Below are 18476 nucleotides of genomic sequence, written 5' to 3'. Positions count from 1 at the left end.
CGGCGGTCGCGTCATGGTGGGCCCGCTCAAGGCGGGTTCGGTCGCGGCGGTCACGGCGTAGATCGGCGGGATGAATCAACGCTCGGTAAACGGATCGTAATTCAGAGTAAAGGGCGAGCATAGACTTTCCGGGCAAATGGGTGAATAGATCGCCCAGAAGAGTGAAGTGCGCATTTGATCGGCTTGTCGTACTAGTTCCTTCTCGGTCTCGTGTGAATGTGGCGGCGCTGTCCGCACCCGAGAGAAGGAAGAAGGTGGGCGGAACATGGCCGCCACCCCCAGGATCGCCGCGGGCTCCGTGATCGCCGCGGTCTGCGCCGCATCGCTCGCCGGTTGCGCGACCGGCAGCCCCCGGCAAGAGAAGCCCGACCCGCCGAAGGCGACGCCGGCGCAGGCGCCGAAGAGCGCGGTCCGGCTGATCGGAGACGGCTCCACCGCCTACACCGGCGCCCAGCCCCACCTGCCCAGGCCCGAACGGCTGCGGCCCGGACAGAAGCCCCCCCAGTTCGTCGTCTTCTCCTGGGACGGCGCGGGCGAGGACGGCCAGAAGCTGTTCTCCCACTTCCGCAAGGTCGCCAAGAAGAACAACGCGACCATGACGTACTTCCTGAGCGGCGTGTACATGCTGCCGGACGACGAGCGTGACCAGTACCGCCCGCCCCAGCACTCCCCGGGCCGCTCCGACATCGGCTTCAACGACCGCCGGGGCATCGCCGCCACCGCGGAGCAGCTGCGCCTGGCGTGGCTGGAGGGCAACGAGATCGGCACCCACTTCAACGGCCACTTCTGTGGCAGCGGCGGCGGTGTCGGAGAGTGGTCCGTGCAGGACTGGAAGGACGAGATCTCCCAGGCCAAGCAGTTCGTGAAGACCTGGAAGACCAACACCGGCCTGAAGGACGCCTCCCCACTCCCCTTCGACTACGACAAGGAGCTCATCGGCGCCCGCACCCCCTGCCTCGAAGGCCAGCGCAACTTCATGAAGGCCGCCCGTGACCTGGGCTTCCGGTATGACACCAGTGGTGTCAACAACCAGGTGTGGCCGCAGAAGAAGCAGGGCCTGTGGGACGTGTCCATGCAGCTCGTGCCGTTCCCGGGCCACTCCTTCGAGCAGCTCACCATGGACTACAACTTCATGGTCAACCAGTCGGGCACCACCACCCAGGGCGACCCCGCCAAGTTCGACTACTGGGGCGACCAGATGCGCGACGCCCTGCTCAAGGGCTTCGCGCGGGCCTACGACGGCAACCGCGCCCCCCTGATCATCGGCAACCACTTCGAGTCCTGGAACGGCGGCACCTACATGCGGGCCGTCGAGGAGGTCATCGAGACGGTGTGCACCAAGAAGGAGGTGCGCTGCGTGTCGTTCCGGCAGCTCGTTGACTGGCTGGACGCGCAGGACCCGAAGACGCTGGAGAAGCTGCGCGGCCTGCCGGTCGGCCAGGCGCCCAAGGAGGGCTGGGCGGCCTTCCTGTCGGACCGTCCCGCCCCGGCCCCCAAGGGCGTACCCGCGGCCAAGGGGTAGTCCTGCGGCGGACGTGGCCGGGCGCACGCGCGCGTGAAGAAGGCCACTCCGCCGTGGGACGGGGCCCCGGGGTGCGTAGGGTCGTACTCATGAGTACAGCAGGCGCGACCGCCGATCCCCTCGCGGCCCTGGGGGCGCTGCCCGGAGTGGCCGATTCCGTGGAGTCCGTACGCAAGGCCGTCGACCGGGTCTACGGACACCGGGTCATGCGGCGGCGCAGCAACGCGATCACCTCCGAGGCCGCCCTGCGCGGCGCCCGTGGCTCGGCCGCGCTGTCCGGCGCCGACTGGGCCCTGGAGGAAGTGCGCCGGCGTACGGACTTCAGTGGCGACGACGAGGCCCGCACCGTGGGCGCCGCCCTACGGCTCACCGCGGAGGCGGGCCAGCTGCTGTCGATCTGGCGGCAGTCACCCCTGCGTGTGCTGGCCCGGCTGCACCTGGTGGCGGCCGCCGGCAAGGGCGATGAGGTGGGGCGGCCCCGCAAGGAGGGCGAGCCGGTCGACGAACCGGTCGTGGGGCTGCCGCTGCCGAGCGCCGCGGAGACGCACGGCCGGCTGGACGGACTGGCCGGACTGATCATCGCCGGCGGCTTGGCACCGGCGCTGGTGACGGCCGCTGTCGTGCACGGCGAACTCCTGGCGCTGCGCCCCTTCACGTCCCACAACGGCCTGGTCGCGCGCACGGCCGAGCGCATCGTCCTGGTGGGCAGCGGATTGGACCCGAAGTCGGTCTGCGCGGCTGAGGTCGGCCACGCCGAGCTGGGACGCGACGCCTACCTGACGGCCTTGGGAGGGTACGTCTCCGGTACTCCCGAGGGCGTGGCCGCCTGGATCGCCCACTGCGGCAGGGCCGTCGAACTGGGGGCCCGTGAGTCGATGGCGGTGTGCGAGGCGCTGCAACGCGGAGCGGCCTGATATCGCCCGGCGGAAAAAGTGATGCGGCGGTACGAGTCCTCGTACCGCCGCTGGCATGAGCATCGGGTTACCAAGCGTCCTCGATATATGCCCATCAGGTCGGGAGCTTTGCCCGTCACCTGGTGCGGCTGGCCCGTATTCGACGGGTCGACGTCGCGTGGGTGCCCGGTGTTCATGCTCGGTCCGTGGGGCCGAATGCGTTGAAAAGGTGATCCTCTCGGATGTCCTTGGTCTCGCGGGCCGTTGAGTCCTTTGTACTCCTGCCCCGCAGTGAGCGGAAGTCCAGACTGCACTTCTTTACTTTTGGGTTCAAAGGGGACGGTGCGTCGCTCCAGGTCAAGCGACCGTCGTCCGGCGCCTGTTCGCGTACCAGACGAGTCCCGCGGTGGCCGCCGCGGCGCCTATGGCGGCGACCGCGACGAGCGCCGGACGCGGCGGTACGGCGAACGCCGGGATGCGCTGCTTGAGCCGGACGGGGCGGTGGAAGTCCAGGATCGGCCATCCGCGCGTGAGGGCCTCGCGGCGCAGCGCCCGGTCCGGGTTCACGGCGTGCGGATGACCGACGGACTCCAGCATCGGCACATCGGTCGCCGAGTCGCTGTAGGCGTAGCAGCGGCTGAGGTCGTACCCCTCGGACTCGGCCAGTTCCCTGACGGCCTCGGCCTTGGTCGGGCCGTAAGCGTAGTACTCCACCTCGCCGGTGAAGCAGCCGTCCTCGCCCACGACCATGCGGGTGGCGACCACGCGGTCCGCGCCGAGCAGATCGCCGATCGGCTCGACCACTTCGGCGCCCGACGTGGACACGATGACGACGTCGCGTCCGGCGGTGTGGTGCTCCTCGATCAGGGAGGCCGCCTCGTCGTAGATGATCGGGTCGATCAGGTCGTGCAGCGTCTCGGCGACGATCTCCTTGACCTGCTGCACGTTCCAGCCGCGGCACAGGGCGGACAGATATGCGCGCATGCGCTCCATCTGGTCGTGGTCGGCGCCGCCGGCGAGGAAGACGAACTGGGCATATGCGGTACGCAAGACGGCCCTGCGGTTGATCAGACCGCCTTGGTAGAACGACTTGCTGAACGTGAGCGTGCTCGACTTCGCAATGACCGTCTTGTCCAGGTCAAAGAAGGCGGCTGTGCGGGGCAACGAGTGGTTTTCCACGCCCCAGAGCATAGGGGCAGCCCATTCGGCGTAAGGTGGGGCGTGTGGGTTTGCCTGAGAAGGCTCTCGGGTACACCATGGAAGTCACGGATCGTTCGCGACCGTGCTAACCCGGCCCGACTCCTCCCCCCCGAGTCGGCCTGGGGGACGACCCCCGCTCTCCCCCCCGGCGGGGGTCGTCGCATGTCCGGGTGGGTTTTCTCCTCCTTCTCACGGCCTGACAGCCGGTCCGGCAGGGTCGCGGGCATGGAATTGACATGTGCATGATCTGTCACGCCGTGTAGTGGCCGGACTGCTCTGTGGAAGTCGCACGGGCGGTCTGAGTGGCTCACCGGTACGGGTGAAGGCGATATTCACAACCCCCGGCACGTCCACAGTTTTCCACCAAGATCCACACGATTTCCGGGATCGCTGCACCGTGATTCCTGCGCGTCCCGCTCGCGGCGAGTTCATGGCCGGTTCCGAGTACCCGGGAGCGTTTGGCCGGTTTCTGTCGGCCGTTCACAGGGAGGCCGCTTGCCGGTTCTTCCCACGTTGGAATCGCGGAGCCGCAGGGGCCCGCGCGACTCACGCAGCGAAGGGGGATGGAAACCGTGGCCGGAACCGTCACACACGACCCGCCGCCGACCGCCGGAGGCCGGCAGGGCGGACCGCTGATCGTCACCGAGGACACCGAACTCCTCGACGATCTGCTCCGCCTGTGCGCGGCGGCGGGCGCCACACCCGAGGTGCACCACGGGGTGCCGGAGCGCAGAGGCAGCTGGGAGGCCGCGCCGCTGGTCCTGGTGGGCGACGACGCCGCCCGGAGGGTGCGCGGGGCCGCGCGCAGAAGGGGCGTCGTCCTCGTCGGCCGGGACCAGGACGACTCAGGGGTGTGGCGCCGGGCCGTCGAGATCGGCGCCGAGCACGTCCTGATGCTGCCCGACGGCGAGCAGTGGCTGGTCGACCGGATCGCCGACATGGCCGAGGGCGTCGGCAGGCCCGCCCTCACCGTGGGTGTCATCGGCGGCCGGGGCGGGGCCGGAGCCTCCACGCTCTCCTGCGCCCTCGCCGTCACCTCCGCGCGGGAGGGACTGCGCACCCTCCTCGTGGACGCCGATCCGCTGGGCGGTGGACTCGACGTACTGCTCGGCGGCGAGACGGCCGAAGGGCTGCGCTGGCCCGCATTCGCCTCCTCACGCGGACGGGTCGGCGGGGGCGCCCTGGAGGAGTCGCTGCCCGAACTGCACTCGCTTCGGGTGCTCAGCTGGGACCGCGGCGACCGGATCGCCGTCCCGCCGCGGGCGGTGCGCGCGGTGCTCGCGGCGGCCCGGCGCCGGGGAGGCGCGGTCGTGGTCGACCTGCCCCGCCGGATCGACGACGGTGTCGCCGAGGTCCTGACACAGCTGGACCTGGGCGTGCTGGTGGTGCCCGCCGAGCTGCGGGCCGTCGCCGCCGCGGGACGGGTGGCCTCCGCGGTCGGCATGATCCTGCGGGACCTGCGGGTGGCGGTCCGCGGGCCATACCCGCCTGGGCTCGACGACCGTGAGGTGGCCCGGCTGCTCGGACTGCCCCTGGTCGGCGAGGTACCGCACGATCCGGGGCTGGCGCGCCCGGACGAGGGCACGGTGCCACCGGGTGCCGCTCCCCGGGGACCGCTGGCCCGGTTCTGCAAGGGGTTCTGGGAGCGGGCGCTCGTCGAGGCGGGTGCGGCATGAGCTCCCTGGCCGCACCCGAGGGCGCGGCGCTGCTCGACGGGGTGCGGCGGTGGCTGGCCGAGAGCGGGGCCGAGCCGACCCCCGCACGCGTGGCGCAGGCCCTGCGGGAGCAGGGGCGGGTCCTCGGGGACGCCGAGGTCCTGGGGGCCGCCGCACAGTTGCGGTCCGAACTGGTCGGCAGCGGACCGTTGGAGCCGCTCCTCGCCGATCCGGCGGTGACGGACGTGCTGGTGTCGGCCCCGGACCGGGTCTGGGTGGACCGGGGCGGCGGACTGGAGCTGACGCCGGTGCGGTTCCCGGACGCGGCGGCCGTACGACGGCTCGCCCAGCGTCTGGCCGCCGTGGCCGGACGCCGTCTGGACGACGCCCGGCCCTGGGTCGACGCCCGGCTGCCCGACGGGACGCGGCTGCACGCGGTGCTGCCGCCGGTGGCCGTCGGCTGCGCCTGCCTGTCGCTGCGGGTCGTACGGCCCCGTGCCTTCACCCTGGGCGAGCTGGTCGCGGCGGGCACGGTGCCGCCGGGCGGGGACCGCGTGCTGCGGGCGCTGCTCGACGCCCGGCTGTCCTTCCTGGTCAGCGGTGGAACCGGCACGGGCAAGACCACACTGCTGAGCGCCCTGCTGGGACTGGTCGGGCCGGACGAGCGGATCGTCCTCGCCGAGGACTCGGCGGAACTGCGACCCGATCATCCACACGTCGTGCGGCTGGAGACCAGACCCGCCAACCAGGAGGGCGCGGGCCTCGTCACCCTCGAGGATCTGGTGCGTCAGGCGCTGCGGATGCGGCCCGACCGGCTGGTCGTGGGCGAGGTGCGCGGGCCCGAAGTGGTGCATCTGCTGGCCGCGTTGAACACCGGGCACGAGGGCGGGTGCGGGACCGTGCACGCCAACGCCGCCGCCGATGTACCGGCCCGGCTGGAGGCGCTCGGCACGGCCGCCGGGCTCGACCGGGCCGCGCTGCACAGCCAACTGGCGGCCGCCCTCTCCGTGGTGCTGCATCTGGTGCGCGACCGCTCCGGGCGGCGGCGGATCGCCGAGGTGCACGTCCTGGAGCGCGACCCGTCGGGGTTGGTGCGGACGGTGCCGGCGCTTCGGTGGGGAGCGCAGGCGTTCGTGCGGGAGCGGGGCTGGGAGCGGCTGCGGGGGCTGCTGCGGGGTGTGGCGAGCGGGAGCGTGCCGGACGAGGCCGCGATGGAGGAGGCCGGTCATGACGGGGGTGCCTGAGATGTCGACGGGTGCGGCGGTGGTGTGCATGGGGGCGGCCGTCTGGCTGCTGGGCGAGCGGGAAGAGGCGGCGCGGCGGGCGCGGTTGCTGCTCGCGGATGGCGGGGCCGTCGCGCACGGGCCGCCCGGGTGGCGGCGGCTGACCGGTCGGCTGCGGCGCGTCCGCGGGCGGCTGGGGGCCGAGTGGTGGTCGGCGGTGGCCGGGCTGGTGCTGGCGGTGCCCGGGGCGTCGGTGCTGCCGGTCGTCCTGGGGGCGGCCGGGGTGCCGTTGATGAGGCGGGCCCGGCTGGCCGGCGGGGCGCGCAGGGACCGGGAACAGCGGGCCGACGCGGTGATCGCCTTGTGCGGGACGCTCGCCGGGGAGGTGCGGGCCGGACGCCAGCCGGGCGAGGCACTGCTGCGGGCCGCGCGGGACTGCGGCGGACTCGCGGACGCCCAGGTGACGGTGCTGGCGGCGGCGCGGTTCGGCGGTGACGTGCCGGACGCGCTCGCGACGGCGGCACGGCAACCGGGTGCCGAGGGACTGCTCGGCCTGGCGGCGTGCTGGCGGGTCGCCGTGGACCAAGGCGCGGGACTGGCGGCCGGACTCGACCGGCTCGCCGCCGCCCTGCGCGCCGAACGTGATCAACGGTCCGATCTGCGTGCCCAGTTGGCGGGCGCCCGGGCCACGGCGGTGATGCTCGCCGGGCTGCCTGCCCTGGGCCTCGCCATCGGCACCGCGCTGGGCGCCGATCCCCTCCATGTCCTGCTGCACACGGGGGCGGGGCTGGGCTGCCTGGCGACCGGCGGGGTGCTGGAGGGGCTGGGGCTGTGGTGGGTGGGACGGATCGTACGGAGCGCGGAGGGAGTGGCATGAGCGGAGAAGTTGTCCACAGGCTGGGGGTGGCCGTGGGGATCGTGGCGGCCTGCGCAGGGTTGGCGCGGTGGCTGATCACGTCCCGGCGCCGCCGGAGGACGCGCCGGCGACTGGCCGGGCTGTCGAGGGCCCGGGAGGCGCCGGCGCCTGCCCCACGCGCGGCCGTGCGCGGGATCGCCCGCGCTTGGCTGCCCCCGGCGGGCGTGGCATGCGCCGGATGGGCGCTGATCGGGGGTCCCGCCGGGGTCGCCGTGGGGCTGGCCGGCGCGGTGGGTGTGTGGCGGTGGCGGCTGCGGCGGGAGGTGGCCGGCGCGGACCCAGGCGCATCCGACCTCGCCGAGGCGGCGCGGCAACTGCCCCTCGCCGCAGACCTGCTGGCGGCCTGCATCGCGGCGGGCGCCGGCCCGGTGATCGCGGCGCAGGCGGTGGGTGAGGCCCTCGGCGGCCCCGTCGGTGACGCCCTCGCCCGGGGTGCGGCGGAGGTGCGACTGGGTGGGGAACCGGGTGCGGCCTGGCGGAGGTTGGGTGCCCTCCCGGGCGCCGGAGGCCTGGCCGGGCTGCTGGAACGGGCCGATGTGTCCGGGCTGCCCGCCGCCGTGCCGGTCGCACGGCTCGCCGCCGAGACCCGTGCCGACTGGGGCCGCGCCGCGACGGTCAGGGCCCGCCGGGCGGGCGTGATGGTCAGTGCGCCGGTCGGGCTGTGCTTCCTGCCCGCGTTCATCGCGGTCGGCGTGCTGCCCGTCGTGATCGGGCTCGCGGGCGGGGTCCTCGCAGGGGGTGGTGGATGACGCGAAGACGGGCCGGAAGCAAGTGAGCGACAAAAGGCAGAAGTTCGGACTCTTTCCTACGGGGGTTGAGATGTATCAGCTGGTACGGGCACGGCTGCGTGCCCTGGTGAGCGGGATGCGCACGGCGCGGAGCGACAGGGGGATGGTCACCTCCGAGTACGCGATGGGAATCATCGCCGCGGTGGCGTTCGCGGTGGTGCTCTACAAGGTCGTCACGAGCGGGCCGGTCAGCGCTGAGCTGCAAGCCATCGTGAAGGGAGCCCTCAATGCGCGGATGTGAGCGGGGCACCGACCGCGGGTTCGTCACGGCGGAGTCGGCCGTGGTGCTGCCCGTGCTGGTGATGTTCGCGATGGCTCTGGTGTGGGGGCTGCTGGCCGTGGCCGCGCAGATCCAGTGTGTGGACGCGGCGCGGACGGGAGCGCGTGCGGCGGCCCGTCAGGACCCGCCCGACGCGGTCGTGAAGCTGACCCGTGAGGCGGCGCCGCCCGGGGCGAAGGTGACCGTCAGCCGGGATGCGGAGCAGGTCCGGGTGGTCGTCGTGGCCGAGCCGCCGGTGCTGGGTGGTCTGTCCTTCGCCGTGCGCGAGGAGGCCGTGGCGTCGGTGGAGGAGGCGGTGGGCACGTGAGGCGCCGCCGGGGGAGGGCCGGATCCGGCCGGAGGACGGCGGCCATGGGCCGGCGCGCCGGTTCGGACCGCGGGTCCGCCACTGTCTGGAGCGTGGGGGCGATCGCCGTCCTGTGCGTGGTGTTCGGTGTGGTCCTCGCGCTCGGGCAGGCCGTGGTGATCCGGCATCGTGCGGCGGGCGGTGCGGATCTCGCGGCGCTCGCCGCGGCGGACCACTGGGCCGAGGGCGGTGCGGCCGCCTGTGCCCGGGCCGGCCGGGTGGCCCGGGCACAGGGCGTGCGGCTCGTGCGGTGCGAGATCACCGGCCAGATCTCGGACGTCACGGCGGCGTCGGGACGGGGGCCGTTCACGGCTCAGGTCAGGGCGCGGGCGGGGCCTGCGACGGCTCTGCCGGGCCTCCCGTCGGCTGCTCAGCTGCTCCACCCGCCGTCTCCGCCTCCTGCGAAGCGCCCGCCTTCTCCTCGGGAGCTCCCTCCAGGAGCACCGTGAGGAGGCGCACCGCCCCCCTCTTGTGCAGCGGATCGTTGCCGTTGCCGCACTTGGGGGACTGGATGCAGGACGGACAGCCGGCCTCGCACTCGCAGGAGGCGATGGCCTGGCGGGTGGCGGACAGCCAGGTGCGGGCGGTGTGGAAGGCGCGCTCCGCGAAGCCCGCGCCGCCCGGATGGCCGTCGTAGACGAAGACCGTGGGCAGGAGCGTATCGGGGTGGAGCGGGATCGACACGCCGCCGATGTCCCAGCGGTCGCAGGTCGCGAAGAGGGGCAGCAGGCCGATCGACGCGTGTTCGGCCGCGTGCAGGGAGCCGCCGAGGATCTCCGGGTTGATCCGCGCCCGGTCCAGCTGGTCCTCGGTGACGGTCCACCACACGGCGCGGGTGCGCAGCGTACGGGGAGGGAGGTCGAGTTTGGTCTCGCCGAGCACTTCGCCGGTGATGAGCCGTCTGCGCAGGAAGGAGACGACCTGGTTGGTGACCTCGACGGAGCCGTAGCAGAGGCGGCCATCACCCCAGGGGACCTCGACGTCCGTCGCCAGGACGGAGATCGACGTCGTGTCCCGGGCAACCGTGGAGTACGGCGGGGCGGCCTCCTCGACGAGGGCGACGGAGTCCTCCAGGTCCAGCGATCGCACCAGGTAGGTGCGGCCCTGGTGGAGGTGGACCGCCCCCTCGTGCACCGTCGAGTGCGCGGCGCCGGCGTCCACCGTGCCGAGCAGCCGGCCCGTGCCGGTCTCGACGACCTGGACCGGGCGTCCGCCCTCGCCGCGGATGTCCGTCAGATCGGCGGCACGCTCCCGGCGGGTCCAGTGCCAGGCCTTGGTGCGGCGGCGCAGCAGCTTCGCGGCCTCCAACTGGGGCAGCAGGCCCTCGCTGGCGGGGCCGAACAGATCGAGGTCCTCGTCCGTCAGGGGCAGCTCCGCGGCGGCAGCGCACAGGTGCGGAGCCAGCACGTAGGGGTTGTCGGGGTCGAGGACGGTCGATTCGACGGGCTGGTCGAACAAGGCTTCGGGGTGGTGGACGAGGAAGGTGTCCAGCGGGTCGTCACGGGCGACCAGAACGGCCAGCGCTCCCTGCCCGGACCGTCCGGCCCGGCCCGCCTGCTGCCACAGGGAGGCGCGCGTGCCCGGATAGCCGGCGATGACGACCGCGTCGAGGCCGGAGATGTCGATGCCGAGTTCGAGGGCGTTCGTCGCCGCGAGGCCCAGCAGTTCACCCGAATGGAGGGCTTGTTCGAGTGCGCGGCGCTCCTCCGGCAGATAGCCACCCCGGTACGCCGCGACACGCCGGGCCAGCGACCGGTCGACCTCGGCCAGTCGCTCCTGGGAGATGACCGAGATCAACTCGGCGCCACGCCGGGAGCGGACGAATGTCACCGAGCGCACGCCCTGCACGGTGAGGTCGGTCAGCAGGTCGGCGGCCTCGGCGGTGGCCGTGCGGCGGACGGGGGCGCCCCTTTCCCCGTGCAGTTCGGTCAGCGGCGGTTCCCAGAGGGCGAACACCAGTTCACCACGTGGGGAGGCGTCGTCGGCCACCTCCAGCACCGGCACGCCGGTGAGGCGGCGGGCGGCCACCGCGGGCTCGGCGGCGGTCGCGGAGGCCAGCAGGAACACCGGCGACGCGCCGTAGCGGGCACACAGGCGGCGCAATCGGCGCAACACCTGGGCGACGTGGGAGCCGAAGACGCCGCGGTAGGTGTGGCACTCGTCGATGACGACGTACTTCAGCGACTTCAAGAAGGAGGACCAGCGGGGGTGGGAGGGCAGGATGCCGCGGTGCAGCATGTCCGGGTTGGTCAGGACGTAGTTGGCGTACTGACGGATCCACTCGCGTTCCTCGAACGGAGTATCGCCGTCGTACACGGCTGCGCGTACCGAATTGCCCAGGGGATGTGAAAGTTCCTTCACGGAGCGGCACTGGTCCGCCGCGAGGGCCTTGGTCGGAGCCAGGTAGAGAGTGGTCGCGCCGCGGCCGTTCGGGGCCTGCGTGCCCTCCAGAAGGGTGGACAGGACCGGCACGAGGTAGGCCAGGGACTTGCCCGAGGCCGTGCCGGTGGCCACGACGACCGAGTCGCCGTCGAGAGCGTGCTCGGCGGCGCGTGCCTGGTGGGCCCAGGGATGTTCGATGCCCGCGGCTCGCACGGCGGCGACGACCTCCGCGCGGATCCGGTCCGGCCAGACGGCATGCCGACCCGCGCGCGGGGGCAAGTGCTCCGTATGAGTAATGCGCGAAGCCCTGCCCGGGCCGGACGCGAGCCGGTCCAGGACCGCGCCCGGCGCGGGACGGGAGGCGGGGTCCGTCGGGGTCCGATCGGATCGGTGATTCTTGGCCATCGGCACCGAGTGTGTCACTGGCGTGACGGACAATGGAGCCAAGGCGTCGTGCACGCCTGCCGGTAAGTGATTGAATGCCATCGCGGCTGGCGAAGCGTCCAGGGGCTGAAGCCGAATGCCCCTAGGGCGACCGCTCGATAGCAAGGTGCTGGAGGATCCGTGGACCTGTCCCTGTCGACCGAAACCATGGGCGATCGCACGATCGTCAGGGTCGGTGGCGAAATCGACGTATATACCGCGCCCAAGCTGCGCGAGCAGTTGGTCGAGCTGGTGAACGACGGCAGTTTCCACCTTGTCGTCGACATGGAGGGCGTGGACTTCCTCGACTCCACCGGGCTCGGCGTGCTGGTCGGCGGCCTGAAGCGTGTGCGGGCCCATGAGGGCTCCCTGCGCCTGGTCTGCAACCAGGAGCGCATTTTGAAGATCTTCCGCATCACCGGTCTCACCAAGGTGTTCCCGATTCACACCTCGGTCGAGGAAGCGGTTGCGGCCACCGACTGACACCGGTCCCGGGCCCTGTGCCCGGGCCGGCCGGCATTCGGCAGAAGTGACAAGCGAGGGGGCCCGGGTTTCGCCGGCCCGGAGCCTCCCGACAGCACGCCCGTAGTTGCGAGGGGGATGCATGGCCACCGTTGAGCTCCGCTTCAGCGCGCTGCCCGAGCACGTCAGGACCGCCCGGCTGGTGGCGGCAGCGGTGGCGCGCAGGGCCGGAGTGGACGAGGCCGTCCTCGACGAGGTCAGGCTCGCCGTCGGCGAGGCGTGCACCCGAGCCGTCGGGCTGCACCAGACCGGCGGGATCTCGGCACCGGTGAAGGTGCTGCTGATCGAGGAGGAGAAGCAGTTCTCCATCGAGGTCGGCGACGAGGCCCCGCACGCGGTCTCCGGCGAGCGCGGACCCGGCGACTCCGGCGGGGAGGCCGACGAGGACGAGATGGGCCTCGCGGTCATCAGTGGACTCGTCGACGACGTCGAGGTCAGCGCGGGCGAGCACGGCGGGCTGATCAAGATGACCTGGCCGACCACACCGCCGCCGACGATTCTGGTCTGACCCCGCCACCGCAACCCCTGTTCTTGACGAAGGGCCCCACCCGTGGGGCCCTTCGTCATGTGCGGGTGTCAGTGCTCGCACTTACAGTGGTTCCTGTGCCGTTCATCGCGTGAATTCGTTCACGATCATTCGCGTGCTCCACGGCGGCTCAGAATGCTTTCAAGGCATTACCTCGGAAGACCAATTCCCTTTATCGCGCTCTGTTTTGATCAGGTTCCGGTACCTACAATCCCGTCCACATCTTGAGCTCAGCCCAAGCGTCAAGGAGGACGAATGGCGGGGCTTTCCCTCTCACAACAGTCGGGCCATCCCACCGACCTCGCAGCCGCCGTACTGACTGATGGCAACCGCGTTCTCATCGTGGTCATCGCGGTCGTGGCACTGGCGGCACTGGCGGTCGCGGGCGTCCTGGTGCGCCAGGTACTCGCGGCCGGCGAGGGCACCGACAGCATGAAGAAGATCGCGGCAGCGGTCCAGGAAGGCGCGAACGCCTATCTGGCCCGTCAGCTGCGCACGCTCGGCGTATTCGCCGTGGTCGTGTTCTTCCTGCTCATGCTGCTGCCCGCGGACGACTGGAATCAGCGTGCCGGACGTTCGGTGTTCTTCCTGATCGGAGCGGCGTTCTCGGCAGCCACCGGCTATATCGGCATGTGGCTCGCCGTACGCAGCAATGTGCGTGTCGCCGCGGCGGCGCGTGAAGCCACCCCCGCACAAGGGGAGCCGGAAAAGGATCTGACCACCGTCTCGCACAAGGCGATGAAGATCGCCTTTCGCACGGGCGGCGTGGTCGGCATGTTCACGGTGGGTCTCGGCCTGCTCGGCGCCTCCTGCGTGGTGCTGGTGTACGCGGCCGACGCGCCGAAGGTGCTCGAGGGCTTCGGCCTCGGGGCCGCGCTGATCGCGATGTTCATGCGTGTCGGCGGCGGCATCTTCACCAAGGCCGCCGACGTCGGCGCCGACCTGGTCGGCAAGGTCGAGCAGGGCATTCCGGAGGACGACCCGCGCAATGCCGCGACCATCGCCGACAATGTGGGCGACAACGTCGGCGACTGCGCGGGCATGGCGGCCGACCTCTTCGAGTCGTACGCCGTGACGCTCGTGGCCGCGCTGATCCTGGGCTCGGCCGCCTTCGGCGACGCCGGGCTCGGCTTCCCGCTGCTGGTGCCGGCGATCGGCGTGATCACCGCCATGATCGGCATCTTCGCGGTGGCGCCCAGGCGCGCCGACCGCAGCGGCATGAGCGCCATCAACCGCGGGTTCTTCATCTCCGCGCTGATCTCGCTGGTGCTGGTGGCGGTGGCCGTCTTCGTCTACCTGCCCGGGAAGTTCTCCGAGCTCGACGGGGTCACCGACACCGCGATCCTGAGCAAGGACGGCGATCCGCGGGTCCTCGCGCTGGTCGCGGTGGCCATCGGCATCGTGCTCGCTGCCCTGATCCAGCAACTGACCGGCTATTTCACCGAGACCACCCGCCGCCCCGTCAGGGACATCGGCAAGAGCTCGCTCACCGGCCCGGCCACCGTCGTCCTCGCGGGTATCTCCGTCGGTCTCGAATCCGCCGTCTACACCGCCCTGTTGATCGGCCTCGGGGTGTACGGGGCCTTCCTGCTCGGCGGCACGTCCATCATGCTGGCGCTGTTCGCGGTGGCACTGGCCGGCACCGGCCTGCTCACCACGGTCGGTGTGATCGTCGCGATGGACACCTTCGGCCCGGTCTCCGACAACGCGCAAGGCATCGCGGAGATGTCCGGTGACGTCGAGGGCGCGGGCGCGCAGGTGCTCACCAACCTGGACGCGGTCGGCAACACCACCAAGGCGATCACCAAGGGCATCGCCATCGCCACGGCCGTGCTCGCGGCGGCGGCGCTGTTCGGGTCGTACCGCGACGCGATCTTCACCGGCGCACGGGACGTGGGCGAGAGACTCAGCGGGGACGGCGCCCCGATGAGTCTGATGATGGACATCTCGCAGCCCAACAACCTCGTGGGTCTCATCGCCGGCGCGGCGGTCGTCTTCCTCTTCTCGGGGCTGGCGATCAACGCCGTGTCACGGTCGGCGGGTTCCGTGGTCTACGAGGTGCGGCGGCAGTTCCGTGAGAAGCCCGGGATCATGGACTACAGCGAGACTCCGGAGTACGGCAAGGTCGTCGACATCTGCACCAAGGACGCCTTGCGCGAGCTCGCAACCCCCGGTCTGCTGGCCGTGCTGGCGCCCATCTTCATCGGGTTCACGCTCGGCGTCGGCCCGCTCGGCGCGTTCCTCGCGGGCGCGATCGGCGCGGGCACGCTGATGGCGGTGTTCCTCGCCAACTCCGGTGGCGCCTGGGACAACGCCAAGAAACTCGTCGAGGACGGCCACCACGGAGGCAAGGGTGGGGAGGCTCATGCGGCGACCGTGATCGGCGACACGGTCGGCGACCCGTTCAAGGACACAGCGGGGCCCGCGATCAACCCGCTGCTGAAGGTCATGAACCTGGTGGCCCTGCTCATCGCGCCTGCGGTGATCAAGTTCTCCTACGGCCCGGACAAGAGCATCGGGGTGCGGATCCTGATCGCCGCCCTCGCGTTCGTCGTGATCGTCGGGGCGGTGTACGTGTCGAAGCGGCGGGGAATCGCCATGGGTGACGAAGACAACGCCGGGACGGAACCGAAGTCAGCCGATCCGGCGGTGGTTTCGTAGGGAGGTCCTTCGAGCCCCAGCTCAAGGTGCGGGCGGGCGGCGCGGGTTGACGCGTCGCCCGCCCTCACTTTGTGGGTACACGATCACGCGTGAGCCTTCTCTCGCTTGGTGCAAAAGGTTACAAAACGGTCTTAATAGACGTTCGCCGTGTGGTTGCCGTGCATCCGGCGTGTATGTTCCGGGGCCGAGAGCCATGGAAGGGACCAAACCGGTGAACAAGAAGCTCGCGGCCGCACTGTCCGGCGGTGCGGTACTGGTACTGGCGCTGTCGGGCTGCGGCGGCGACGACGGCAACGACAAGCTGGACTCCTGGGCCAAGCAGGTCTGTGACGCCGTGCAGCCGCAGGCCAAGAAGATCGAGTCGGCCAATGCCGCGATCCAGAAGGAGACCTCCGACAACAGCACGCCGGAGGACGTCCAGAAGACCGACGCGCAGGCCTTCCAGGACATGTCCGACGCCTACAAGGCGATCGGAACCGCCGTGAACAAGGCCGGGGCGCCGGACGTCGAGAACGGCGAGAAGAAGCAGCAGGACGCGGTGAAGGAGCTCAACGCGATCTCCACCTCGTACGCCTCCCTGAAGAAGCAGGTCGACGGGCTCGACACCAAGGACCAGGGCAAGTTCGCCGACGGCCTGAAGGACATCGCCACCGAGCTGGACAAGCTGAGCCAGAGCGGGAACGACGCCCTCAGGAACCTGGAGGAGGGCGAGGTCGGCCAGGCCATGGCCCGGCAGTCCAGCTGCAAGGCGGCCACGGCGTCGGCGGGAGCCACCCAGAGCTGAGGGACGGAGCAGTCGCGCCGGGGCGACGGGAGCCCGGCGGCTGGCCCGGTGGCGACCGCACCGGCGGCGGCTGATGTGCCGGGTGCACGTACGTGCCCGGCCGCACGAGAGCACGCACGGCAGACCCGACACCGTCGTGCTCGCCGCGGACGGTGTCCGCGTGTTCCCGCAAGCACCCGTGCGATACCCCGGCACGGGCATGTGCGACTCCGTGCGATACCCCGGCACGGGCATGTGCGACTCCCGTAACGGCGGCCACAATGGGGGCGTGAGTAACGCCAGCCCATCACCCCTGCCCCCGCTGCCCGCCTCCGACCGCCCCGATGTCGCCGCCCGGCTCCGGGACGCCCTGCTCGCGGCCTCCTTCACCGCCGACGGACTGCTCGACCTGCTCGGCGCCCCCGCGTACGCGGCGCTCGCCCGGAGCGAGACCGTGCCCGCGCTCCGGGCGACCCGCGGGGACACACCGCTGGAGATGCTCGTCCGGCTGTTCCTGCTCCAGCAGCCCGTGCCGCACGCGCGCGCGGCGGACGTCCTGCCCGTCGACACCTGCCTGGAGAGCGGCTGGCTGGCCCGGGCCGGCGGGGGCGAACTCGCCGCCACGGTGGATGTCCGGCCTTACGGCGGACCCGGCGGCGAGGACTGGTTCATCGTCTCGGACCTCGGCTGCGCGGTCGGCGGCGCCGGCGGCATCGGCCGGCGTGAGGAAGGGGTCGTCCTCGGGGTCGGCGGCGCCTCCACGACCCTCGCCGGCATCACCGTCCGCACGCCCGTCGCCGCCGCGCTCGACCTCGGCACCGGATCCGGCATCCAGGCCCTGCACGCGGCGCAGCACGCCACGCGCGTCGCGGCCACCGACCTCAACCCGCGTGCCCTGCACATCACCGTCCTCACGCTGGCGCTGTCCGGCAGCGCGGCCGCCGAGTTGCGCGAGGGATCCCTCTTCGAGCCGGTGCGCAGCGACGAGACGTTCGACCTGATCGTCTCGAACCCGCCCTTCGTGATCTCTCCCGGTGCGCGGCTCACCTACCGTGACGGCGGGATGGGCGGGGACGATCTGTGTCGCACGCTCGTTCACGGAGCGGGCGATCGCCTGACCGAGGGCGGTTTCGCGCAGTTCCTCGCCAACTGGCAGCACGTGGAAGGGGAGGACTGGCAGGACCGGCTCAGGTCATGGGTGCCCCGCGGCTGCGACGCGTGGATCGTGCAGCGCGAGGTGCAGGACATCAACCAGTACGCCGAGCTGTGGCTGCGTGACGCCGGCGACCACCGGGGCGACGCGGCGGAGTACCAGGCGCGGTACGACGCATGGCTCGACGAGTTCGAGGCGCGCAAGGTGAAGGCCGTCGGCTTCGGCTGGATCACCCTGCGCAGGACGGACGCGGCCGTGCCCTCGATCACGGTGGAGGAGTGGCCGCACCCGGTCGAGCAGCCGCTCGGTGACACGATCCGGGCCCACTTCGACCGGCTCGACCACCTGCGCGACCACGACGACGCCGCGCTGCTCGAAGGGCATTTCCGGCTCGCCGCGGAGGTCGTGCAGGAACAGGTCGGGCTGCCGGGGGCCGAGGACCCCGAGCACGTCGTACTGCGCCAGAACCGCGGCATGCGCCGGGCGACCCGGGTGGACACGGTCGGCGCGGGCTTCGCGGGTGTCTGCGACGGCACGATGAGCGCGGGCCGCATCCTCGACGCCATCGCCCAGCTGATCGGGGAGGACCCGGTGCTGCTGCGCGACCGCACACCGGCCCAGATCCGGCTGCTGGTCGAGCAGGGGTACCTGGAGCCGGTGCGCTGAGAGGGCGGCCGGGGCGCCCAGGTGTCCTGGACCGCGAGCGTCGCCCGCCGCGCCCGCGCCGCCTCCACCCCGAGGAGATCCCTCGCCAGAGCCGCTTCATCGGGTCGGTAGAGGAGGCTCGCCAACAAATTCGAGTCGATTTGGACACCTCGTCCGAGACGACCGTGAGGAACCGGACGCCCTTGATCCACTGCTGTGCCGCGCCCGTGTTCACCTCGGGTTCGCCTGCCCGCCGCCCGCCCGTGTCAGCCTCCCGGGGCTGACACTGGGCGGACCGGAGGAAAGGGGCACTGGCGGGCCATGGAGAGCGAACCGGCGATCTTCGCGGGAGTGGTGTTCTCCCTGTTCGGAGGCGGGCTGCTGGTGTGGACCGCGATCTGTGTGGGTCGGCACAGGCCCGTCGCCCACGGGGTGAGGCCCGTCCCGTCCGCGGCCCTCTCGGGGGTCGTGTCGGTGCTCGCCCTGGCGATCGGAACGTGGTGCTTCAGCCGCCTCTGAGGCGGGCACCGCAGGCGTGCCCGCCGGTGACCGGTCGGTAGCACTCCGCATGGGGCCCG

Annotated in this window: 16 protein-coding genes and 1 pseudogene; 15 read left to right on the top strand and 2 right to left on the bottom strand. The window is 71.6% G+C overall.

Going from position 1 to position 18476, the window contains the following annotated elements; translation table 11 throughout:
• The first annotated feature begins 265 nt into the window (after positions 1–265).
• Both ACIQHQ_RS32555 and ACIQHQ_RS32550 read left to right on the top strand, forming a co-directional pair.
• On the top strand, positions 266–1522 hold the full coding sequence (locus ACIQHQ_RS32555) for a hypothetical protein (protein ID WP_402618906.1): 1257 nt from the start codon (positions 266–268) through the stop codon (positions 1520–1522).
• Positions 1523–1611: 89 nt separating this feature from the next.
• The gene (locus tag ACIQHQ_RS32550) at positions 1612–2436 is read left to right on the top strand and encodes an oxidoreductase (protein ID WP_402618903.1); all 825 of its coding nucleotides are present in this window, start codon (positions 1612–1614) and stop codon (positions 2434–2436) included.
• 336 nt (positions 2437–2772) lie between these two features.
• Here the strand turns inward: ACIQHQ_RS32550 and ACIQHQ_RS32545 are convergent, their stop codons facing one another.
• On the bottom strand, positions 2773–3606 hold the full coding sequence (locus ACIQHQ_RS32545; RefSeq protein ID WP_402618900.1) for an HAD family hydrolase: 834 nt from the start codon (positions 3604–3606) through the stop codon (positions 2773–2775).
• A 572-nt stretch (positions 3607–4178) separates the two neighbouring features.
• Here ACIQHQ_RS32545 and ssd point away from each other — a divergent pair.
• The 7 genes and pseudogenes from ssd to ACIQHQ_RS32510 all read left to right on the top strand — a co-directional run.
• A complete protein-coding gene (gene ssd, locus ACIQHQ_RS32540; RefSeq protein WP_402618897.1) occupies positions 4179–5291 on the top strand; it encodes a septum site-determining protein Ssd in 1113 nt (370 codons plus the stop codon).
• Positions 5288–6514, top strand: a complete 1227-nt coding sequence (locus tag ACIQHQ_RS32535) for a TadA family conjugal transfer-associated ATPase (protein WP_402618894.1) — start codon at positions 5288–5290, stop codon at positions 6512–6514. Before ssd ends, ACIQHQ_RS32535 begins: the two co-directional genes overlap by 4 nt.
• A complete protein-coding gene (locus tag ACIQHQ_RS32530) occupies positions 6498–7370 on the top strand; it encodes a type II secretion system F family protein (protein WP_402618891.1) in 873 nt (290 codons plus the stop codon). The genes ACIQHQ_RS32535 and ACIQHQ_RS32530 overlap by 17 nt, the downstream gene beginning before the upstream one ends.
• Positions 7367–8158 carry a type II secretion system F family protein gene (locus ACIQHQ_RS32525; protein ID WP_402618888.1) on the top strand — a complete coding sequence of 264 codons (792 nt, stop codon included), beginning with the start codon at positions 7367–7369 and terminating at the stop codon, positions 8156–8158. The genes ACIQHQ_RS32530 and ACIQHQ_RS32525 overlap by 4 nt, the downstream gene beginning before the upstream one ends.
• A gap of 70 nt (positions 8159–8228) precedes the next feature.
• A complete protein-coding gene (locus ACIQHQ_RS32520) occupies positions 8229–8438 on the top strand; it encodes a DUF4244 domain-containing protein (RefSeq protein ID WP_402618885.1) in 210 nt (69 codons plus the stop codon).
• Positions 8425–8784, top strand: a complete 360-nt coding sequence (locus tag ACIQHQ_RS32515; protein ID WP_402618882.1) for a TadE family type IV pilus minor pilin — start codon at positions 8425–8427, stop codon at positions 8782–8784. The genes ACIQHQ_RS32520 and ACIQHQ_RS32515 overlap by 14 nt, the downstream gene beginning before the upstream one ends.
• Positions 8785–8828: 44 nt before the next feature.
• Positions 8829–9101, top strand: a pseudogene (locus ACIQHQ_RS32510) (Rv3654c family TadE-like protein); the annotation flags it as partial.
• Positions 9102–9141: 40 nt separating this feature from the next.
• Here ACIQHQ_RS32510 and ACIQHQ_RS32505 read toward each other — a convergent pair.
• Positions 9142–11691, bottom strand: a complete 2550-nt coding sequence (locus ACIQHQ_RS32505; protein ID WP_402618879.1) for a DEAD/DEAH box helicase — start codon at positions 11689–11691, stop codon at positions 9142–9144.
• A gap of 78 nt (positions 11692–11769) precedes the next feature.
• Here ACIQHQ_RS32505 and bldG point away from each other — a divergent pair, with 78 nt between their 5' ends.
• The 6 genes from bldG (at position 11770) to ACIQHQ_RS32475 (ending at position 18417) form a co-directional block, all read left to right on the top strand.
• Positions 11770–12111, top strand: coding sequence for an anti-sigma factor antagonist BldG (gene bldG / locus ACIQHQ_RS32500; protein WP_003991900.1), 342 nt, complete (start codon positions 11770–11772; stop codon positions 12109–12111).
• Between the two features lie 121 nt (positions 12112–12232).
• Positions 12233–12658, top strand: coding sequence for an ATP-binding protein (locus ACIQHQ_RS32495; protein WP_402618876.1), 426 nt, complete (start codon positions 12233–12235; stop codon positions 12656–12658).
• 273 nt (positions 12659–12931) lie between these two features.
• Positions 12932–15337 carry a sodium-translocating pyrophosphatase gene (locus ACIQHQ_RS32490; RefSeq protein ID WP_402618873.1) on the top strand — a complete coding sequence of 802 codons (2406 nt, stop codon included), beginning with the start codon at positions 12932–12934 and terminating at the stop codon, positions 15335–15337.
• A gap of 193 nt (positions 15338–15530) precedes the next feature.
• Complete coding sequence (locus ACIQHQ_RS32485) at positions 15531–16121, top strand: small secreted protein (protein WP_402618870.1); 591 nt, start codon at positions 15531–15533, stop codon at positions 16119–16121.
• A 232-nt stretch (positions 16122–16353) separates the two neighbouring features.
• A complete protein-coding gene (locus ACIQHQ_RS32480) occupies positions 16354–17919 on the top strand; it encodes a methyltransferase (protein ID WP_402618868.1) in 1566 nt (521 codons plus the stop codon).
• Between the two features lie 300 nt (positions 17920–18219).
• Positions 18220–18417 (top strand): hypothetical protein, encoded by a 198-nt coding sequence (locus tag ACIQHQ_RS32475; protein ID WP_402618865.1) that lies wholly within the window; start codon positions 18220–18222, stop codon positions 18415–18417.
• Positions 18418–18476: the final 59 nt, after the last annotated feature.

The organism is Streptomyces sp. NPDC092370, from assembly GCF_044755265.1.
In the GTDB taxonomy this organism is placed as follows: Bacteria; Actinomycetota; Actinomycetes; order Streptomycetales; family Streptomycetaceae; genus Streptomyces.
The sequence above is the reverse complement of the archived record's forward strand: the minus strand, read 5'-3'. Positions and strand labels throughout refer to the sequence as shown.